The sequence below is a fragment of the Paenibacillus sp. 01T443 genome (genome assembly GCF_056398325.1).
Window position 1 is genome coordinate 24,076 of record NZ_JBFTPE010000015.1, and the last position, 18,146, is coordinate 42,221.

Annotated in this window: 13 protein-coding genes; all 13 read left to right on the forward strand. The window is 47.1% G+C overall.

Translation table 11 applies throughout. The features are described from left to right. Nucleotide 1: 1 nt before the first annotated feature. The 13 genes from AC1DLI_RS24580 (at nucleotide 2) to AC1DLI_RS24640 (ending at nucleotide 18,093) form a co-directional block, all read left to right on the forward strand. Entirely contained in the window at nucleotides 2-979 is a 978-nt protein-coding gene (locus AC1DLI_RS24580; RefSeq protein WP_477607108.1) for a Gfo/Idh/MocA family protein, read from the forward strand. Next, a complete protein-coding gene (locus AC1DLI_RS24585; protein ID WP_477607109.1) occupies nucleotides 976-3,120 on the forward strand; it encodes a TIM-barrel domain-containing protein in 2,145 nt (714 codons plus the stop codon). The genes AC1DLI_RS24580 and AC1DLI_RS24585 overlap by 4 nt, the downstream gene beginning before the upstream one ends. Before the next feature lie 18 nt (nucleotides 3,121-3,138). Beyond that, a complete protein-coding gene (locus AC1DLI_RS24590) occupies nucleotides 3,139-5,448 on the forward strand; it encodes a glycoside hydrolase family 95 protein (protein WP_477607110.1) in 2,310 nt (769 codons plus the stop codon). Between the two features lie 22 nt (nucleotides 5,449-5,470). After that, a complete protein-coding gene (locus AC1DLI_RS24595; protein ID WP_477607111.1) occupies nucleotides 5,471-6,595 on the forward strand; it encodes a glycoside hydrolase family 88 protein in 1,125 nt (374 codons plus the stop codon). A 153-nt stretch (nucleotides 6,596-6,748) separates the two neighbouring features. After that, nucleotides 6,749-8,299 (forward strand): response regulator, encoded by a 1,551-nt coding sequence (locus tag AC1DLI_RS24600; protein ID WP_477607112.1) that lies wholly within the window; start codon nucleotides 6,749-6,751, stop codon nucleotides 8,297-8,299. Then, the gene (locus AC1DLI_RS24605) at nucleotides 8,296-9,993 is read left to right on the forward strand and encodes a sensor histidine kinase (RefSeq protein WP_477607113.1); all 1,698 of its coding nucleotides are present in this window, start codon (nucleotides 8,296-8,298) and stop codon (nucleotides 9,991-9,993) included. The genes AC1DLI_RS24600 and AC1DLI_RS24605 overlap by 4 nt, the downstream gene beginning before the upstream one ends. 311 nt (nucleotides 9,994-10,304) lie before the next feature. Beyond that, nucleotides 10,305-11,078 (forward strand): ABC transporter permease, encoded by a 774-nt coding sequence (locus tag AC1DLI_RS24610; RefSeq protein ID WP_477607114.1) that lies wholly within the window; start codon nucleotides 10,305-10,307, stop codon nucleotides 11,076-11,078. A gap of 24 nt (nucleotides 11,079-11,102) precedes the next feature. Further along, nucleotides 11,103-11,978: a carbohydrate ABC transporter permease gene (locus AC1DLI_RS24615; protein ID WP_477607115.1), complete on the forward strand. Its 876-nt coding sequence runs from the start codon at nucleotides 11,103-11,105 to the stop codon at nucleotides 11,976-11,978. Between the two features lie 57 nt (nucleotides 11,979-12,035). Beyond that, nucleotides 12,036-13,640, forward strand: a complete 1,605-nt coding sequence (locus AC1DLI_RS24620; protein ID WP_477607116.1) for an extracellular solute-binding protein — start codon at nucleotides 12,036-12,038, stop codon at nucleotides 13,638-13,640. 84 nt (nucleotides 13,641-13,724) lie between these two features. Beyond that, nucleotides 13,725-14,087: a cupin domain-containing protein gene (locus tag AC1DLI_RS24625; RefSeq protein ID WP_477607117.1), complete on the forward strand. Its 363-nt coding sequence runs from the start codon at nucleotides 13,725-13,727 to the stop codon at nucleotides 14,085-14,087. 39 nt (nucleotides 14,088-14,126) lie between these two features. Next, nucleotides 14,127-15,128 carry a Gfo/Idh/MocA family protein gene (locus tag AC1DLI_RS24630; RefSeq protein WP_477607118.1) on the forward strand — a complete coding sequence of 334 codons (1,002 nt, stop codon included), beginning with the start codon at nucleotides 14,127-14,129 and terminating at the stop codon, nucleotides 15,126-15,128. Nucleotides 15,129-15,181: 53 nt separating this feature from the next. Further along, nucleotides 15,182-16,177 (forward strand): Gfo/Idh/MocA family protein, encoded by a 996-nt coding sequence (locus AC1DLI_RS24635; RefSeq protein ID WP_477607119.1) that lies wholly within the window; start codon nucleotides 15,182-15,184, stop codon nucleotides 16,175-16,177. A 119-nt stretch (nucleotides 16,178-16,296) separates the two neighbouring features. Beyond that, a complete protein-coding gene (locus tag AC1DLI_RS24640) occupies nucleotides 16,297-18,093 on the forward strand; it encodes a glycoside hydrolase family 36 protein (protein ID WP_477607120.1) in 1,797 nt (598 codons plus the stop codon). The last annotated feature ends 53 nt before the right edge of the window (nucleotides 18,094-18,146 follow it).

The window sequence follows — 18,146 nt, forward strand, 5'->3', positions numbered from 1 at the left end:
GATGAAGGCACTATTAGTTGGTCTCGGCAGCGCAGGCTTCAGCTGGTACAAAAGATTGAGAGACAGAGGGCTGCTTGCAGCTGTCGTTGAAACGGACCCGGCCATGAAAGCTAAGCTGGAAGGTGCGTCATACCCTTTCTATACGTCTCTTGAGGAGGCACTCGCTCTTGAGAAGGTCGATTTCCTCGTCAATGTGACTTCACCTGCCGCACATACGCGGGTGAACTATGCTGCATTCGACAAGGGGCTGCCCGTCCTATGCGAGAAGCCAATCGCATTCGATTACTCCGAATCGGTAGAAATCGTAGCCAGAGCAGAGAAGGAAAATATTCCGTTCATGATTGCCGAAAACTACCGCCGATTTCCTTATGTGCGCAAAATGAAGAAGCTGCTGGATGAAGGGGTCATCGGCGCCATCTCGACGATCGACATTCAATTTCGCCGTTATCATCAGGTGAGCCGCAAGTATGCGGTCCGTATTCTGGACGATATCGGCGTACATCACTTCGATATGCTGCGTTATTTGACCGGCCTAGAGGGAAAAGCCATTCAGTCGAAAATATATAATCCGATTGGCTGCTGGCAAGAGGAAGGAGCGCTTATTAATGCAAATGCGATCATTGAGATGGAAGGCGGCATAATCGCAAGTTATGCAGCAACGATTGCATCGAGAGGCCAGGAGACGTTTTGGGGCGGCGATTGGCAAATCGAAGGGACAACTGGCGCGCTGGAGTTGACCGGCAAGGAAATTCGGATTTATAAGGGGGAAGGAGTAACCGTTATTTCGGACTTCTCGGATGTGGGCGAGACGGATATTTTAACTGAATTTTTAACTTCGCTTGAAACAGGATGCGAAGCGGAATCTAGCGGCAAGGATTATTTATTGACACAAGCGTTTGTTCACTATGCAAACCTAGCTGGTGAATCGGGCAACAGGATGCAAATTGATTTGCCGGACCTTAGGAGGATCACACGATGACGTTGCTGACATGGACGGAAGCTGCACCGGGAGTTTGGCGCACTAGAGTAGGAAATCCGCAGGCCCTTACTCCTTTATCCTTGATCGGCGCCGATCCGAAGGTCATAGCGCTTGGGCAAATGGAACACGCTAATTCGCCTTTCGAATGGAAGCATGTTCGAGTGGAGGAGTCCGTAAGCGGACAACGGATGCTCACGCTTCCGCTTGCTGACCACGAAAAGTTGTATGGAACAGGCTTGCAGTTTATGCGAATGAATCAGCGAGGACGGACCCGCTATCTTCGCGTGAACAGCGATCCGAAGCAGGATACGGGTGAAACTCACGCGCCGGTTCCATTTTATGTAAGCGACCGCGGCTATGGCGTTCTGATCGATACAGCACGGGCGGTTACGATGTTTCTCGGTTCGGCTGTTCGTCTTGATGAGACGAGTGAGGAGGACGTGAAGGACCGCAATCGCGATAAAAGCTGGCGGGCAACGCTGCCTTCGGCGCGGACGGAGATCCGGCTGCCGGAGGAAGGAGCAGACGTATACGTTTTTGGCGGACCAACCCTTAGCGATGCTGTAAGCCGCTATAACCTGTTTTGTGGCGGCGGCGCTCTGCCGCCGAAGTGGGGACTGGGCTTCTGGCATCGCGTGCCAACGTTATTCAGCGGGGAAGAGGCGCTTGCGGAAGCGATGGAACTCCGGCGCCGGGATTATCCTTGCGACGTCATTGGGCTGGAGCCTGGCTGGCACAGCCGCAGCTATCCGGTAACGTATGAATGGGATGAGGAGCGCTTCCCGGCTCCAGAACGTTTTGTGCGCGAGCTCGCAGATCATGGCTTCCGCGTCAACTTGTGGGAGCATCCGTATGTGTCGCCAGAGAGCGAGCTTTACCCTGTCCTTAAGCCGCTTTCCGGCGATTATTCGGTGTGGGGAGGACTTGCCCCTGATTACGCGCTGCCGCAAGCACGCGAATTGTATGCACAGCAGCATAAGGAAAAGCATGTCGCGATCGGCATATCGGGCTACAAGCTGGATGAATGCGATGGCAGCGAGCTGACGAACAATTCGTGGATGTTTCCAGAGCATGCAAGCTTCCCATCCGGGCTTGACGGCGAGCAGATGAGACAGATGTACGGCTTGATGTTTCAGAAAATGACAAATGACCTGTACCGCGCGGACAACCAGAGAACTTATGGTCTAGTCCGCGCATCCAACGCGGCAGCATCATCGCTTCCCTATGTGCTTTATTCGGATTTATATGACCACAAGCAGTTCATTAGAGCGCTTTGCAACTCCTCCTTCAGCGGTCTGCTGTGGTCGCCAGAGGTACGCCGCGCACGCAGCGCCGAGGACTGGGTCAGAAGAATGCAGACCGTCTGCTTCTCTCCGCTTGCTATGCTGAACGCTTGGGGCGACGGGACAAAGCCTTGGTCTTATCCTGAAGTTGAACCGATCATTCGCCGCTACATCAAGCTGCGGATGCGTTTGCAGCCTTATCTATATACGGCATTCGCTAGCTACCGTGAAAAAGGTACTCCGCCTTTTCGAGCGATGCCTTTTGTCGTTACGCCTGAGGAGATTGCCCGCGCCGAGCAGCAAAGGGTAGAGGCGGAGAAGCTGAATACGACCGATGGAGCGTACGGAAAGCACATGATACTGCAATGGGACGATCAATATATGATCGGGGATTCGCTGCTCGTCGCTCCTCTCGTTGAAGGTGAGCTCGAACGCGAGGTGCTCCTGCCATCCGGCTCATGGATCGGATTGGAGACGGGAGAGCGGTATGAAGGGGGCGGCGTCATTCAAGTTCGCCCTGGGCTGGAGACGATACCGGTATTCGTGCGCAACGGCGCGGTCATTCCGATGATGCCAGCGCAGCCGCATGCGCTGCGTCCCGGAGAGCAGGTTCCGCTTGAGCTGGTGCACTTCGGTTCTGAAGCAGGGGCGTGCATGTTTTATGATGACGATGGGTTAACCTTGGAGCATGAAAGGGGAGCATGCGGATGGTATAAGGCGGATGTGACGAAGACGGATAATGGTGGCTTTCAAGGCAAGCTATCAGGCGAAGAAGATCTTCCGGCTTCTTATTCTAGTGTGAAATGGCATTTTGCGACAATGGGACTGGGACTTCATGATGAGCAGACAGAGGTCTGATGGAAGGAGATAGAGAAGATGAAGAAGCGACTGTGGTACGAAGCGCCCGCAAGCAGATGGGAAGAGGCGCTGCCTATCGGCAACGGCCGAGTTGGCGGCATGGTTTTTGGCGGCATCGGCAAGGAGACCGTGCAGCTTAACGAGGATTCACTTTGGTACGGCGGTTCGATTCGTGGAAATAATACGGAAGCGCGTGCAAAGCTTCCGGAAATCCGGGAAATGCTTCAGCAAGGCAAGCAAAGCGAAGCCGAGCATTTGGCGCGAATGGCACTGATGTCGAATCCGAAATATCTTCATCCTTATCAGCCTCTCGGCGAAATGCTGCTTTGGATGCAAGGTCATGAAGGCGCCGTAGACGGGTACGAGCGGGAGCTTGATCTGGAAGAGGCGATAACCCGCGTCCGATATGAACGAGAACAGACCTTGTACGAGAGAGAGTACTTTAGCAGCGCGGCTGATCAAGTATTGGTGATTAGATTAAAAGCTAATGTGCCCGGCGCGTTAACGGTTGGGGTCAATCTCATGCGCCGTCCGTTTGATGAAGGCACGAAGGCGGCAGACGAGAAGACGATTCTGATGGGTGGGCAATGCGGACCAGGCGGCGTCCATTATGCCGCGGCAGTACACGCGTCAGCAGAGGGTGGAATTGTACACATTATCGGAGATTTCCTCTCGATTGAAGGAGCAGATGCGGTCACGCTGCTGCTTGCGGCTAATACCTCATTCCGGCATGACGATCCGCGGCAGGTTTGCCTTGATCAGCTGCATGCCGCGAGTCTTATGTCTTATGAGGAGCTGCGCGAACGACATGTGGGCGATTACTCGTCGTATTACCGAAGGGTAGAGCTGGAGCTGCGCGGTTCAGGGAATGACGCGATGGCAGAAGCGGAGCAAGCTGAAAAGCTGGCTACCGATGTTCGCTTGCGGAGACTTGCAGAGGGTGCGCATGACGCGGGGCTGTTCGCTTTGTATTATCAATTTGGCCGCTATCTCCTTCTATCCTGTTCGCGGCCGGGTACGCTTGCGGCCAATCTGCAAGGAATTTGGAACGCAAGCTTCACGCCGCCGTGGGAGTCAAAATATACGATTAATATTAATACGCAAATGAACTATTGGCCGGCGGAGGCTGGAGGCCTTCCGGAGTGCCATGCACCGTTGTTCGACCTCGCGGATAGCATGCTCACTGCAGGCAGAATTACCGCTCAAGAAACGTATGGCTGCCCAGGATTTGTCGCTCATCACAACACGAATTTGTGGGGCGATACCCATGTCGAAGGCATACTTGTCTCGTCCTCTATCTGGCCGATGGGAGCAGCGTGGTTATCTCTCCATTTATGGGAGCATTACAGGTATGGCCTCGATGAGGAGTTTCTGAAGCAGCGCGCCTACCCCTTAATGAAGGAAGCGTCTCTATTTTTTCTCAGTTACATGACAGAGGATGATTCTGGGCGGCTGGTCACAGGGCCGTCGCTCTCGCCGGAAAACCGTTTTCGGAGACCAAATGGCGAAACAGGCACACTTTGTATGGGGCCATCGATGGACAGCCAAATTGTTCATGCGCTGTGGAGCTCCTTTATAGAGGCGCTGCGAATATTAGACGTGGAGGATGAGCTTCGCCAAGAGCTGGAGGAGGCGCTTGCCAAGCTGCCTCAGCCGGAGATCGGCAAGCATGGACAAATTATGGAATGGCTGGAGGACTGGGACGAAGTAGATATCGGGCATCGGCATATTTCGCAGCTGTTCGCGCTGCATCCCGGCGAACAGATTCATGTACGACAGACGCCGATGCTTGCAGAGGCAGCTAGACGGACGATCGAGCGCCGATTGGCGCATGGGGGAGGCCACACCGGATGGAGCCGGGCTTGGATCGTCAATTTTTGGGCGCGGCTTGAGGACGGCGACGAAGCCTATTCTCATCTTCGGCAGCTATTGACGAGCTCGACCTATCCCAATCTATTCGACGCGCATCCGCCGTTTCAAATCGACGGCAATTTCGGCGGCGCTGCCGGCATCGCCGAGCTGCTGCTGCAGTCACATGCAGGAGAGCTGTCATTGCTGCCGGCTCTGCCGACTCCTTGGAGCAGCGGGAAGGTGAAAGGGCTGCGCGCAAGGGGGGCGCTGACCGTCGATCTCGAATGGGAGGACGGATTGCTGAAAGAAGCACATATTACGGCAATGAAGAACGGCGACTGCTGCCTGAGGTACGGCGCTGCTACTATCGTTATTTTTGACGGTGATAGACGTTTAATAGAGAGTGCTAACGACGATATCGCAAGCTTCAGACTGGAACAAGGCAAGACATACCGAGTAATTAGATTAGTCGAATAGATCAATAAAGGAGGATAATGATATGACCGATCTTCTTATTTTAGAAGAAGCGCAGTTGATTTCGTGGTGGGAAAAAATTCAGAGAAAGACAGAGCGGATGATGAGTGAAATTGGTGATCAATCTCCTCATGTCGCGGCTGCGAATGAGTACGACGATATGCGAATTGACTGGTGGACTTCCGGCTTCTGGCCGGGAATGCTGTGGATTTTGCACAATATGACCGGCAAAGACGGATACCGTCATGCGGCGTGGACATGGGACGCTCGTATGGAGCAATGTTTTGTAACGGAAAGCAATCTTCATCATGATGTCGGTTTTCAATTTCTGCCGACCTCGGTAACCAAGTTTAATCTGACGGGAGATACGGATGCGCGCCGAAGAGCGCTCGCCGCGGCGAATTTCCTCACTGGCCGGTTTAATTTGAACGGACGTTTCCTCCGCGCTTGGAATCAGGATAAGACGGGCTGGGCGATTATCGATTCTATGATGAATCTTTCCTTGCTCTTCTGGGCATCCGAGGAAAGCAAAGACCCGCGGTTCCGACAGATCGCCTGTGCGCATGCAGACACCGTAATAAAGCATTTTATCCGAGAGGACGGCTCCGTCCATCATATCGTCGCTTTTGATCCAGAGTCTGGAGAAGTGAACGAATATTTGGGCGGACAAGGCTACGCTCCTTTCTCATCTTGGAGTAGAGGCCAGGCGTGGGCGCTGTATGGCATGGCCAATACGTATAGATATACGGGCGACATTCGTTACCTCCGCGCTGCTCAGCGGGTGGCGCATTATTTTTTAAGCTGCCTGCCTGAGGATCATGTCCCGCATTGGGATTTTCGGACACCGAATTCGCAAAACGAGCCAAGAGACACCTCTGCTGCAAGCTGTGCGGCTTCTGGCCTGATCGAGATTGCTGCGCTTCTGCAAAAGGAGGAAGGAAGGATCTATCGCCAAGCGGCTGAGCGTATCTTAAAGTCGTTGACGGAAAATTATGCGACACTGGATGAGCCGGGCTGCCAAGGCTTGCTGCGGGAAGGAACGGGCAACAAGCCTGCTGGTCAAAATATCAATGTATCCCTCATCTATGGGGACTATTACTACGTTGAGGCGATCGCCAAGCTAAAGGGCTGGTCGAACCGGGTATTTTGAGCGGCAGTAGCTGAGTTTTATAAGGCGAAGAGATAATTACATTTATAAAAAATACGATTAGGTATTCAAAGAAAGCGAAAGCCACGTCGTAGAACGTGGCTTTTTATGTATAAGAATGACTTGTTCTTCTCCATTTTACGAAGGAGGATTCCAATGTTTAACGTGTTGATCGTGGACGACGAAAAATTTGAACGTGACGGGATCAAATATTTGCTCTCCAACTACAACTTTAATGTAAGCGTTGCCGAGGCGCAAAATAGCAAAGAGGCGCTTGATTATCTTCTTCATCATGAAGTAGATGTTCTGATAACAGATATTAGAATGCCGATCATGGATGGAATCGATTTGGTGAAATCGCTTAGAAAGCATAACGAATCGTTGAAAATCGTCATTTCCAGCGCATATGGCGAATTCGAATATGCGAAGAAAGCCATTGAGCTTGGCGTAGAGCATTATATATTAAAACCTGTCGACATCGAAGAATTTATCGACGTCATTCGAAAAGTGTTCAGCTCGTGCGAAGCAGGAAGAATGGAGAACGAAAAAAGAGAGAAACTGTTGGCGGGTTATAATCGAAGCATCAAATACGAGAAGGAAAAAATAATGCTGGACCTCATCCAGGGGGCAAGCGCCGACGTGGCGATGATGACAAGGATGCAGCAATCCGATTTCGATTACCAATATAACTGTTTCCAATTGATATTGATCCAAATGAACTTCAAAATATTTGATTCAATGGCATATCGGTTGGAGAATGATTTACGCATCATGATTCAAACTCCGTATGACTTTGTCAATCTGAACGAATATCAAAGTGTGATCTTGTTAAAATCAAACCATATGCTCACATATTCCGAATTGCTGGAGATTGGTAACCGAATGCAGCAGTTTTTTACTAGTAAAGACCTGACTGCCGCGTGGATCGTATTCGGCAGATCGGTGAACAAAATCGAGGATCTTCATGATATATATGCGGATATGGAAACGATGCTTGATTACCACCTCTTCGGTCATGAAGAAGGGAGTTTATTATTTGTGGATCAGTTCTATGATAAGGAAGAGCATTCTTCCTCCATCTTGAACCGGGATCTGGAAGATATAAAGGGCTTGATCCGATTTCAGAATCTCAAAGAAGGGAAGCGGCGAATCTCCTTGTTCTTTGACGAACTTCAGGAAAGCAATCATTTCTCYAGCATTTACGTCAAGCATCTGTGCGTGGAGATTATAAAAGAAATTTGCTTAATCTACCCCATACACGCTCATAAATTTCAAAGTGTCATTCGAGACGTGTATTTAATTCGGACGCCCGCCGATATMAAGAAGATTCTTTACGCTTTGCTAGATAATGAAGATACCAATACGACTAGCGACAATATCGACCAGAATCGTAAAGTGATTAAGGAAGTCGTAGACCTTATCGCCAAACAGTACAATCAGGATATTAGCTTGGATACGATCGCTTCCGGTGTTCATTTATCCCCAAGTTATTTAAGTCATCTGTTTAAGAAAGAAACAGGTGAAAATATGGTCAAATATATTACAAGCATAAGGCTTAAGAAAGCAAGCGATTACTTGAGGAATACGAATATGAAGATCGTCGACATCAGCAAGGAAGTGGGGTTCTCCAATTTGCCTTACTTCTACACCCTATTCAAGAACTATTACGGTCTTACCCCAGCAAAGTATAGGGAGAGAGTTGAATGAAGCGGGCCCACCGGATTCATGCCTTTCAATTCACTTCTATTAGGCAAAAGCTATTATTATCTTATATATTACTAATCGTGATCCCAATTGTAATATTGGGCTGGTATTCTTATTATCAGTCCAAGTTATTGCTCCAGGAGCAGGTCTTACAGGGAATACGAGAGACGATTCAAACGATTTCTGACAATATGGACTATAAGGCGGATCAATATAACCGGATTATGGATTCCATTGTGTACAATACTGGCATCCTCAAAATATTTAATAACGATTATACGGACGTATCCAATTTATCTAATGATTTAAGAAGCTACCTGGATCCTACGTTCAGTACGATTAAGGGATTGAACAAGGAAATTATACAGCTTACCGTCTACACGCAAAATAAACTGCCGGAATACGGCGACTTCATTCAAAACAGCAGCCGTGTCGCGGAAACGAGTTGGTACCAGAGTGCTTCGACCAACGTCAATACGGAATGGTATTGGGAAGATGGAAACTTGATTGTAGCCAGGAAAATACCGGATATTTTCCAACTCCGGGATTCGAGCACCGTCTCTATGAATCTTACTTATAGCAAAATGTTCAAAGGTTTGCAGGGCGAAGAAATGAACAATTTCGGCATCGTCGTAACAGATAAGAATTCCAAAGTCGTTTACAGCAATTCTGCCTACCTAAAACTACGCCCACATCTGGGTGCTTTGGGCAATTCCGCTAAGATCGGAAAACATTACTTCATTATCGAAGAGCATATTGAGCATACGAACTGGTCATTATCGTATTATATTCCTCTTAATGAGGTATCTATCAATGCAACGAGCATCATTAAAGCTACAGTCTTTATCGTGCTCGTATGTTTTGCAATCCTCTTACTGATGATTTGGATGTTTTCCAACAGGTTAACCAGACCGATCAAACGGTTGATCAGTAAAATGGAACTGATCGAGAACGGGAATTTGGATGTCGTTGTCTCTTCCAATTCGAGCGACGAATTCGGAATGCTGACCAACCGATTCGGTCAAATGTTGCAAAAAATTAACGAGCTGATTCAGGTCGGTTATCAGAATAAGATCGATCAACAGAAAGCGGAATTTAAGGCTCTTCAATCCCAGATAAATCCTCACTTTCTTTATAATACGCTGTCTGCGATTAAGTGGAAGTCCGTTCAGTCTGGACAGGATGAGATCRGCAAAATCGTTACCTCACTCTCTAAGTTTTATCGAACGGCATTGAACAAAGGGGATAATACCATTCCCATATGTGAAGAAGTCATCAATATGAAATCCTATATGGAGATCATGCTGATTTTGAGAGAAAGCAGCTTCGATGTTAATTACGACTTTGATGAAGACATATTTCGTTATGTGACTATTAATTTGATTTTGCAGCCCATAGTAGAAAATTGTATCCAGCATGGGTTCAGCAGCAAAACGGATGGGAGGGGAAAGATCACTGTAATAGGACGAAGTGGTAACGGGTATATTGAGTTCACTGTAGCGGATAACGGAGTAGGCATGACGGAGGAGAAAGCCCGTGAAGTGTTGTCACGGGAATCCCAAGGCTACGGGCTGAAAAATGTAAATGACCGATTGAAATTATTTTTCGGTGAGGAGTATGGGATAACTATTGAAAGCGGTCTGGGGAAAGGAACTGTTATGGCCGTTCGCTTTCCGAAAGGAGCGGAGCCATTGTAGGGTATGTGAAACGAACATGACTGTATGAAAACACGTATACCCGGGACGTCATAGTGGGATTCGTGTTTTTTGTTTTCGATCGGGAAAAGCTCAAAATTTATTGAAGTATATCAAAAGAATCCGAAATAGTCGGTGAGAATGGAAACTCCTATAATAAATACAAGGAGGTGAATGATCTGGAAAACAGTATGAGGGGGTTCAAGAAGTATAAAGTACTATATGTGATGATGCTGCCCGCAATAGCGTACTACATTGTTTTCCATTATGTTCCGATGTATGGTGCCGTATTAGCCTTTAAGGATTTTCAGCTTATGAAGGGAATTTGGAACAGCCCTTGGATTGGAATGTACAATTTTATGTATGCGTTTTCAGATCCCGTTTTTTTACAGGTGCTGAAAAATACGATTATCATCAGCTTGTACAAATTAATATTCGGCTTCCCAGTTCCGATCATGTTTGCCCTGCTGTTAAATGAAGTAGCCAGTGAAAAGTTCAAAAAAATAGCACAAACGATATCTTATTTGCCACATTTTATTTCGTGGGTAGTGATGGCGGGCATTTTCATGAGCGTCCTATCAATCGACGGCTTAGTCAATTCCATTGTCAAGCTGTTAGGGATGGACCCTGTCTTATTTATGGGAAATGAAAAGTATTTCCGACTTATTCTCGTATTGACGGACATTTATAAAAGCTTCGGTTGGGGAGCGATCGTTTATTTCGCCGCCATATCTGGCATTAACGGTGAAATATATGAAGCGGCTATTATCGATGGGGCAAGTAGATTTCAAAGGGTCATTAACATTACGATCCCTATGCTCGTTCCAGTAATGGCCATCCTGTTAATTTTGTCGATGGCGGGAATTCTAGATGCCGGATTCGATCAAATTTTTAATATGTATAGTGTTAACGTATATCAGGTATCTGACATTATTGATACGTATGTGTACAGAAAAGGCATGATAGAGATGGAGTATGGCTATGCAACGGCGGTAGGTTTATTCAAATCGGTCATTGCCTTAGTCATGATTGTAACAGTTAACTGGATCATCAAGACTGCAGGTGGAAAGGAGCATTCATTATGGTAGAACCGGCATCTTGCGGAGGGCTATATGAAGAAGACGAAAAGTGAAAAAGGGTTTGATGTCCTGCTGTATATGCTCGTAACAGGGATTCTATTCATTACTTTGCTGCCGTTTTGGAATCAGCTAGTTATCTCCTTATCTTCGGGCAAGGGAGCTTATTCATCGGGACTGATGTTGGTTCCTCGGAATTTTTCTTTAGCCGCTTATAAGCTTGCTTTGGAATTCACAGGCTTGTGGGTCGGATATGGGAATACGCTGGTGCGGACAGTGTTGGGAGTTACCTTAAGCCTCACGTTTACTTCGATGCTGGCTTATCCTCTTTCCAAGTTGGATTTACCGCTTAACAGAACGATTACGTTGTTCATCTTGTTTACCATGGTCTTTAGCGGTGGATTAATTCCTACATTTCTACTAATCAAAAATTTAGGTCTGTTGGATATGATATGGGCGCTGGTGCTGCCGTCACTTGTCGGTACGTACAACGTTCTCATCATGAGGAATTTTTTTCGGTCGCTGCCGGAAAGTCTGGAAGAGTCAGCAAAGATGGATGGCGCGGGTTATTTTACGATTTTTTGCAGGATCACAATCCCCTTATCGAAGCCTGTTTTGGCAACGATTGCGTTATGGGTGGCGGTTTACCATTGGAATGCATGGTTTGACGCAATGATCTATATTAAGGATCCTGGAAAGGATGTGCTGCAAATCGTGCTTCGTAAAATCGTGATCGAGAACAACCTTGACTCGATGCAGGCATTAATCAACAGGACGGATACGACGAAGCATTTGGGCAGAGAGCTGTATGCGACTATCGTGATCTTGTCGATATTGCCTATGCTGGTCATTTATCCGTTCGTGCAAAAATTTTTCGTTCGGGGTATTATGCTGGGTGCTGTTAAAGGCTAATCCGTTGTAGAAGAAGTAGAGCCGTTACCAATAAATAATAAAAGGGGTGTGATTCAATTGAAGAAGAAAGCATGGGCAGGCGGTATTATAGCAGTTGCACTTGTGATCCTAACCTCATGCGCCGGTCAGGACAATCAAAGCTCCAAAGGAGAGGAGACGACGGCGTCTAGTGTTTCTAGTAAGGAAGAACGGCTTAAGCTGACATTCCTAACCTGGGACGGCGCCAAAATGACGGATCAGCCTTACGCAGTTAAAGCAATGGAGGACAAGTTTAACGTAGACATTACCTTTCAGCCGGAAAAGGGGGAAACGTATCAGCAGCAGCTGCTTTTGGACATCGCTTCGGGAAAGATGCCCGATTATTGGGTGGATTTGAAAATGCCCGAATACGATAAATTTGTCGCACAGGGTATTCCGGCCGAGCTTTCAGAGGATTTCATCAAGCAGAACGCTCCTAATTATTATAACTGGCTGGTCAAAAATTCGGATCAAGAAGACCCGTTCATCTATCAACGCCGAGACGGTAAAATTTACTCTTTACCGATTATTTGGACACTCGGCAGCGATGGCACGGTAGTTGGCATCCGAAACGACTGGTTAAAAAATGTAGGGATCACCAAAGTGCCGGATTCTCTCGGCGAGCTGGAAGAAGCGTTATTCAAATTTAGAAACGATGACCCCGATAAGAACGGAAAGAAAGATACTTACGGCATGGTCGCAAAAGCCGAGCTGCAGCCTGGGGTGGTGCCATTCTCGGATATGTTCACTTCGATCTTCGCCGCTTTCGGCGTGTATCCTGGAGCGTTCACTGAAGAAAACGGAGAAATTGTCAAAGGAGAGATTCAGCCTGGAGCCAAAGATGCTCTGACCGTACTAAATAAATGGTATAAACAGGACCTTATCGATATTGAGTTTGCCATTAACAAAAAAACGAACATAGAAGATAAAATCATTTCCGAGAAATTTGGCGTCGTTGAAAGTAACTGGTGGAACTTCCTCCCCGCAAGGGCGTTCTCCGGAGGCAAATACTTTGAGAAAATTCCTGACGTAGATTGGGCGCTTTTTGCCGGACCAAAAGGTCCCAATGGAGATTACGGAGCAATACAGAGAAATCCGGTAGGCAATTCTGGTCAACAGTTCGCCAAAAGCTTGGAAAAAGATCAAGAGAAACTGAAAAAGTACCTTGAAGTTATGGATGCCTACAACTTTAACAAGGATGTTCGTGCCTCGGTCATTTATGGTGAGGATGGAACAACGTATAACATTACTTCAGAGGGCGACTATCAATTTATTCCGCCTTATGACCAAGAAAGCGAACGAATCAAGTTTGGAATCGGACCGCAATATCCGTTTATGGGCAGCTTTAATGATTATGAATTCCAGACTCCATTCATGACCGATGCGAAATATATGAATTTGAGGAAAAAAGTCGAGCATATCGGCAAAGGAAAATATGATATTCTGGAGCCCGTATCTAGACCTCTGTATAACGAGTATAAAGATCGTCTCGATCAATTTGCTGTCAAAGCCTTCATTGACTTCATTACCGGGAAACGGCCGATCAGCGAGTTTGATGGGTTCGTTACAGAATGGAAGGCAATGGGCGGAGATCAAGTGATGAAGGAAGCCCAACAAAAATACGACGAATTGTTCAAGAAGTAACTGCAACTCATTCGGGCTTAGGCTGTGTTGTCAGCCTAAAGCCCGACTAGATGGCAAAATAAAAGAAAGAAGGAATGATTTCAAATGAGAACTTATCGTTTACAGCAGTTGGCCGATGTTACGGAAGGACATATTTTGAAAGACATTATGCCAGGGGATTACGTCTCTTACGGCGGACTTGCCTTCGAGAAGCCAGGTGCGCGCGCTCATACGAACGACGGTCCAGGCGGTATCGACTATCATGTGCACGAGGATTGTGAAGCTTTCCTTATTCTGCAGGGCAAAGGTGAGGTTGAAATCAACAAAGAAAACATGTACCCAGTAAAGACGGGAGATGTCGTCATTATTGAGCCGGGAGAGGACCATCATCTCATTTCAAGCGTGGAAGATCCTATTGTCGTCGTCTGGTGCCATGCGGGATCTTCTCGAAACAAAAATCAAATGTAAAGCAGAATCGGGACTAATTTAATATAGGAGAGGGTATGGTTGAACAAGACAAAGGTTATTCAAATAGGCACCGGATTGCACGGATTAGAATGGATTAAAGCGATAATAGCGATGGAGGATAAAGTGGAGTTCGCTGCTATTGTTGATATGAGCACGGATAATCTGGAAAAGGCAAAAGAGCTTTTGGATGGCAGGCAGGTTCCGGCATTTACCGATTACAAGCAGGCACTGCAGGAAACCGACGCAAATATCGCGTTGTTGATTACTCCCCCCGGTACTCACAAAAAGCTAATGGAGGAAATGCTGGAGGCGGGTCTTCATATCATTTTGGAAAAGCCCATTTCATTGGATTGGGATGAATCTGTAGAGATGGCAGCACTGGCCGCACAAAGCGACCACTATGTGATGATCAGCCAAAATTACCGTTGGAATCCTGCCGTTTTGGCAGTGAAAAATGCGATGGAGGCCAACGTCGTCGGTCCTATAGAAGCCATTGAATGGAGCTTTGCACGCAATCATACATCTACGAGCTCCTTTGTATCATGGCGCAAAGAATTGGAAGAAATGTTTCTAAAAGAAATGTGCGTCCATCATTTCGATCTAATGAGGTATATATTGAACAGTAATACAGTCTCCGTTTATGCACAAAGCCATAATCCTTCTTGGAGTTGGCTGGATAGCAATGGAAGCGTTTCAGTAATTCTTGGTTTTGAATCGGGTGTGCATGTCCACTACTACAGCAGCTTTGTCAATCGGGGGACGGATACCCCTTGGATCGGCAATTTTCGGTTGGTTGGCAATGACGGAGCAATCGAGGTATACAATGACTCACCTTGCATTGTGAGATTGGACGGTTCTAGAGAGGATATTCCGCTTCCAAGCATGGCATATACAGGACTAAAGTATTCATTGTTCCATATGATGGAGTCGATCCGGGAGGGTCGTAAGCCGTTAACCCACATAGGTGATAATCTCCGAAGCTGGGAAGTCGTGTGTAGAGCTGTAGAATCGATTAAGGAACAACGAATGATAAAGTTTTAATCCTGAGGGCAAAAGTGAAACAGCAGAATATAAGGATAAGAAGTGAAGAGAGGATGAGCAATATGAAGGCTGTTCTGGTCGGATTAGGAAACTTCGGTTCAGGGTGGTACAAGAAATTAAGACGCCATGCTGGCGTGGAGGAAGTATGCGTTGTTGAGGCGAACGTTCAGCTGCGCGAAACGATTGATCCGGAAACCCCATTTTATTCGTCTTTGGAAGATGCGATCATCAGCGAGCGCCCCGATTTCGTCATAAATGTTACGCCTCCCCATATTCATACTACGATTAATGAGATCGCATTTGCGCATGGTCTGCCAGTTCTTTGCGAGAAGCCGATTTCCAACGATATTACGGATGCGCAATATATTGTCGGCCAAGCCGAACTGAAAAGCATCCCGTTCATGATTTCAGAGAATTACCGTTTTTTCGCTCCGGTTCTGAAGGCGAAGGAGCTTTTAGACAGTGGCGTTATCGGACATTTGTCATCGGTACATATCGAATTCGACCGCTATCATGTCGTACCCGTTCCTTATTTTGGTTGGCTTGAAAACGGACTGCTGGAAGATGTAACGATTCATCATTTCGATATGATCCGTTATTTTACCGGCCAGGAAGCGGTGAAAGTGTTCGCGATGAACAGCAATCCGCCCGGCAGCTGGACGGAAACGACGACAGTCCACCTAAGTGCTTGGATGGAGCTAGACGGCGGGACGGTCGTGGATTATCACGGCAACTTGATGGCCAAAGGAAAACTGACCGAATGGTATGGAGATTGGCGTTTCGAAGGAGCGGATGGCGCGATTTTGGTGACGAGCAACCGAGTGCAGCTTATAAAGGATGGGATGGCCGATGAAGAATACACCTTTGCCGGGGTAGGAAACATGCTGTCGATCGATGAATTTCTAACTGCGTTGCAGGAAAAGCGAGAGCCAAGGCCCAACGGAAGAGATTATTTGAAGTCACAATGCTTGGTGCATGCTGCAGCCGTATCGTCGAGAATTGGTAAAATGCTTTCCGTGGAAGAAGCACTGAGAGAGGTACATGTTTGAAAAGGTCAAGAGAGGGATAAAGAAGAATCGAATTAGTTCATTTCGGTTTAGTCTCTGGGAAATTCCAGCTATATGAAGACGATTTCGAATTGTGAATTATTTGAAGAGAGAGGTTCAATATGCTGAATTTGGACGATATGAAAAAAATAAAATCTAGTGTGAGACTTTCCGATTGCACAACAGCTACTGACCGTGAGGTTACCGTAGAGAAATCATGGGAGAATAATCTTTTAAACGCTAGAGTTGTCAATCGGTCCGATCATTCACTGCGGATTAAAGAGGTCGTACTTTTTTCTGGGGATATGCCTATCGCTCCTGATACTCCATTTTACGGTGAAGGCTTTCAAATGCTTACCCAATACAGTGGCACTCTTTCTTTGCCCAATGTGATCGGGGCATACGGAAAAGATCGTGACTTCTTCCGAGTCCCCGAAACTCCGTTTCATGAGAACTTATGGACGGTATACAATCTGTTGGCCTTGTCTCCCAGTCATGAGGAGCATTTGCTGTTGGCCTTTACTTCATGCAATCGCTTTTCAGGCGAGTTCCGATTCAGAAATTCCTATATAGAAGTGATTATGGATACAGAAGATTTAGAACTGGGGCCAGGCCAGTCGTGGGGATTGGAACAATTCATGTTTGCTTCCGGAGCGAACCGCGATCTGCTCTTTCAAGAATTGGCTGAATGCCTCAATCGGAACCACCCGCGAATGCTTTACCCTGAAATTCCTACGGGATGGTGTTCCTATTATTGCCTTCGCCCAATAACTGCAGAGGGTCTCTATGAGAATGCGCGCAGCATGGTCCAGCGAATACCTGAACTGAAGCGAATTCAAATTGATGGGGGCTATGCAGCAGCCGACGGCGACTTCTTAATTCCGAGTGTCACGCTTGGGGCAGACGTCAAAACGATTAGTGAAGGAATCCGGGCAACCGAGATTGAAGCTGCAGGTTACATCTCTCCCTTTATTGTAGAACCGGGGTCGAAGCTGATGCTTGAGCATCCGGATTGGCTGGTTCAAGATGAGGAAGGCAAACCGTTCAATGGAATCGGTCAGAAAAAGAAGCTGCCGGAAAAGCAATGGTATATGCTGGACGGAACGCATCCTGAGGCTCAAAACTATTTGAGGTCAGCTGTCAGGGTTATGCATAATGAATGGGGTTGGAGGTATTTTAAACTGGATTTTCTGCAATACGGTGCCTTGCCAGGATGCCGTTACGACAAACAAGCAACAAGAATCGAAGCATTTCGCAGTGGAATGAAGGCGATTGTCGATGAAGTCGGGCACGACAGCTTCATTCTTGGGTGCAATGCTCCTTTCTGGCCGCTTCTTGGTTTAGTTCACGGGAACCGGGTGACCAATGATATTGCAAGGGACTGGAAACATGTCAGTGGCAATGCGAAGGAGCTATTTCCCCGAAACTGGCAAAACGATACCTTGTGGTATAACGACCCGGATGTCGTAGTCCTTGAAAGGGTAACGTATCATAATCAGACGATTAGCGGTGAAGTTATTGAGAAAAAATCGGATATTTCGGATCAAGAGTTCGAATTTCATAAAGCCGTTATCTTAGCATCCGGAGGGATGATCCTAAGCGGAGACTTAATTCCATCTCTGTCGGAGCAAAATGTTCGGGTATTGCAAAAGCTCTTGCCTCCAACCGGCAAAGCCGCCAGCTTTGACGATGAAACTTATACGATTGGACGAATTAAATTGGAGGATCGATATCTCATTTGCGTCTTCAATATTGACGACCAGCCTAAAGATATCGAGATAAGTTTGGATGGGAGCTATCGGGTTTACGATTTTTGGACGGACGAGGAAGTCGGGTATTACACGAACGCGATGAAACTTAACGGCCTAGAACCTCATTGTGCAATGGTATTGTATTATGAGGTACACAAGAACACATAAATGGACATAAAGGTTTCGAGAGTCCGCATGACAAACACGGTTGTACGGTGTCA

What these genes read in the sequence shown, in the direction of transcription:
- AC1DLI_RS24580 (WP_477607108.1), top strand. Translation starts at nt 2, where the DNA reads ATGAAGGCACTATTAGTTGGTCTCGGCAGCGCAGGCTTCAGCTGGTAC.
- AC1DLI_RS24585 (WP_477607109.1), top strand. Translation starts at nt 976, where the DNA reads ATGACGTTGCTGACATGGACGGAAGCTGCACCGGGAGTTTGGCGCACT.
- AC1DLI_RS24590 (WP_477607110.1), top strand. Translation starts at nt 3,139, where the DNA reads ATGAAGAAGCGACTGTGGTACGAAGCGCCCGCAAGCAGATGGGAAGAG.
- AC1DLI_RS24595 (WP_477607111.1), top strand. Translation starts at nt 5,471, where the DNA reads ATGACCGATCTTCTTATTTTAGAAGAAGCGCAGTTGATTTCGTGGTGG.
- AC1DLI_RS24610 (WP_477607114.1), top strand. Translation starts at nt 10,305, where the DNA reads ATGAAGGGAATTTGGAACAGCCCTTGGATTGGAATGTACAATTTTATG.
- AC1DLI_RS24615 (WP_477607115.1), top strand. Translation starts at nt 11,103, where the DNA reads ATGAAGAAGACGAAAAGTGAAAAAGGGTTTGATGTCCTGCTGTATATG.
- AC1DLI_RS24625 (WP_477607117.1), top strand. Translation starts at nt 13,725, where the DNA reads ATGAGAACTTATCGTTTACAGCAGTTGGCCGATGTTACGGAAGGACAT.
- AC1DLI_RS24635 (WP_477607119.1), top strand. Translation starts at nt 15,182, where the DNA reads ATGAGCAATATGAAGGCTGTTCTGGTCGGATTAGGAAACTTCGGTTCA.
- AC1DLI_RS24640 (WP_477607120.1), top strand. Translation starts at nt 16,297, where the DNA reads ATGCTGAATTTGGACGATATGAAAAAAATAAAATCTAGTGTGAGACTT.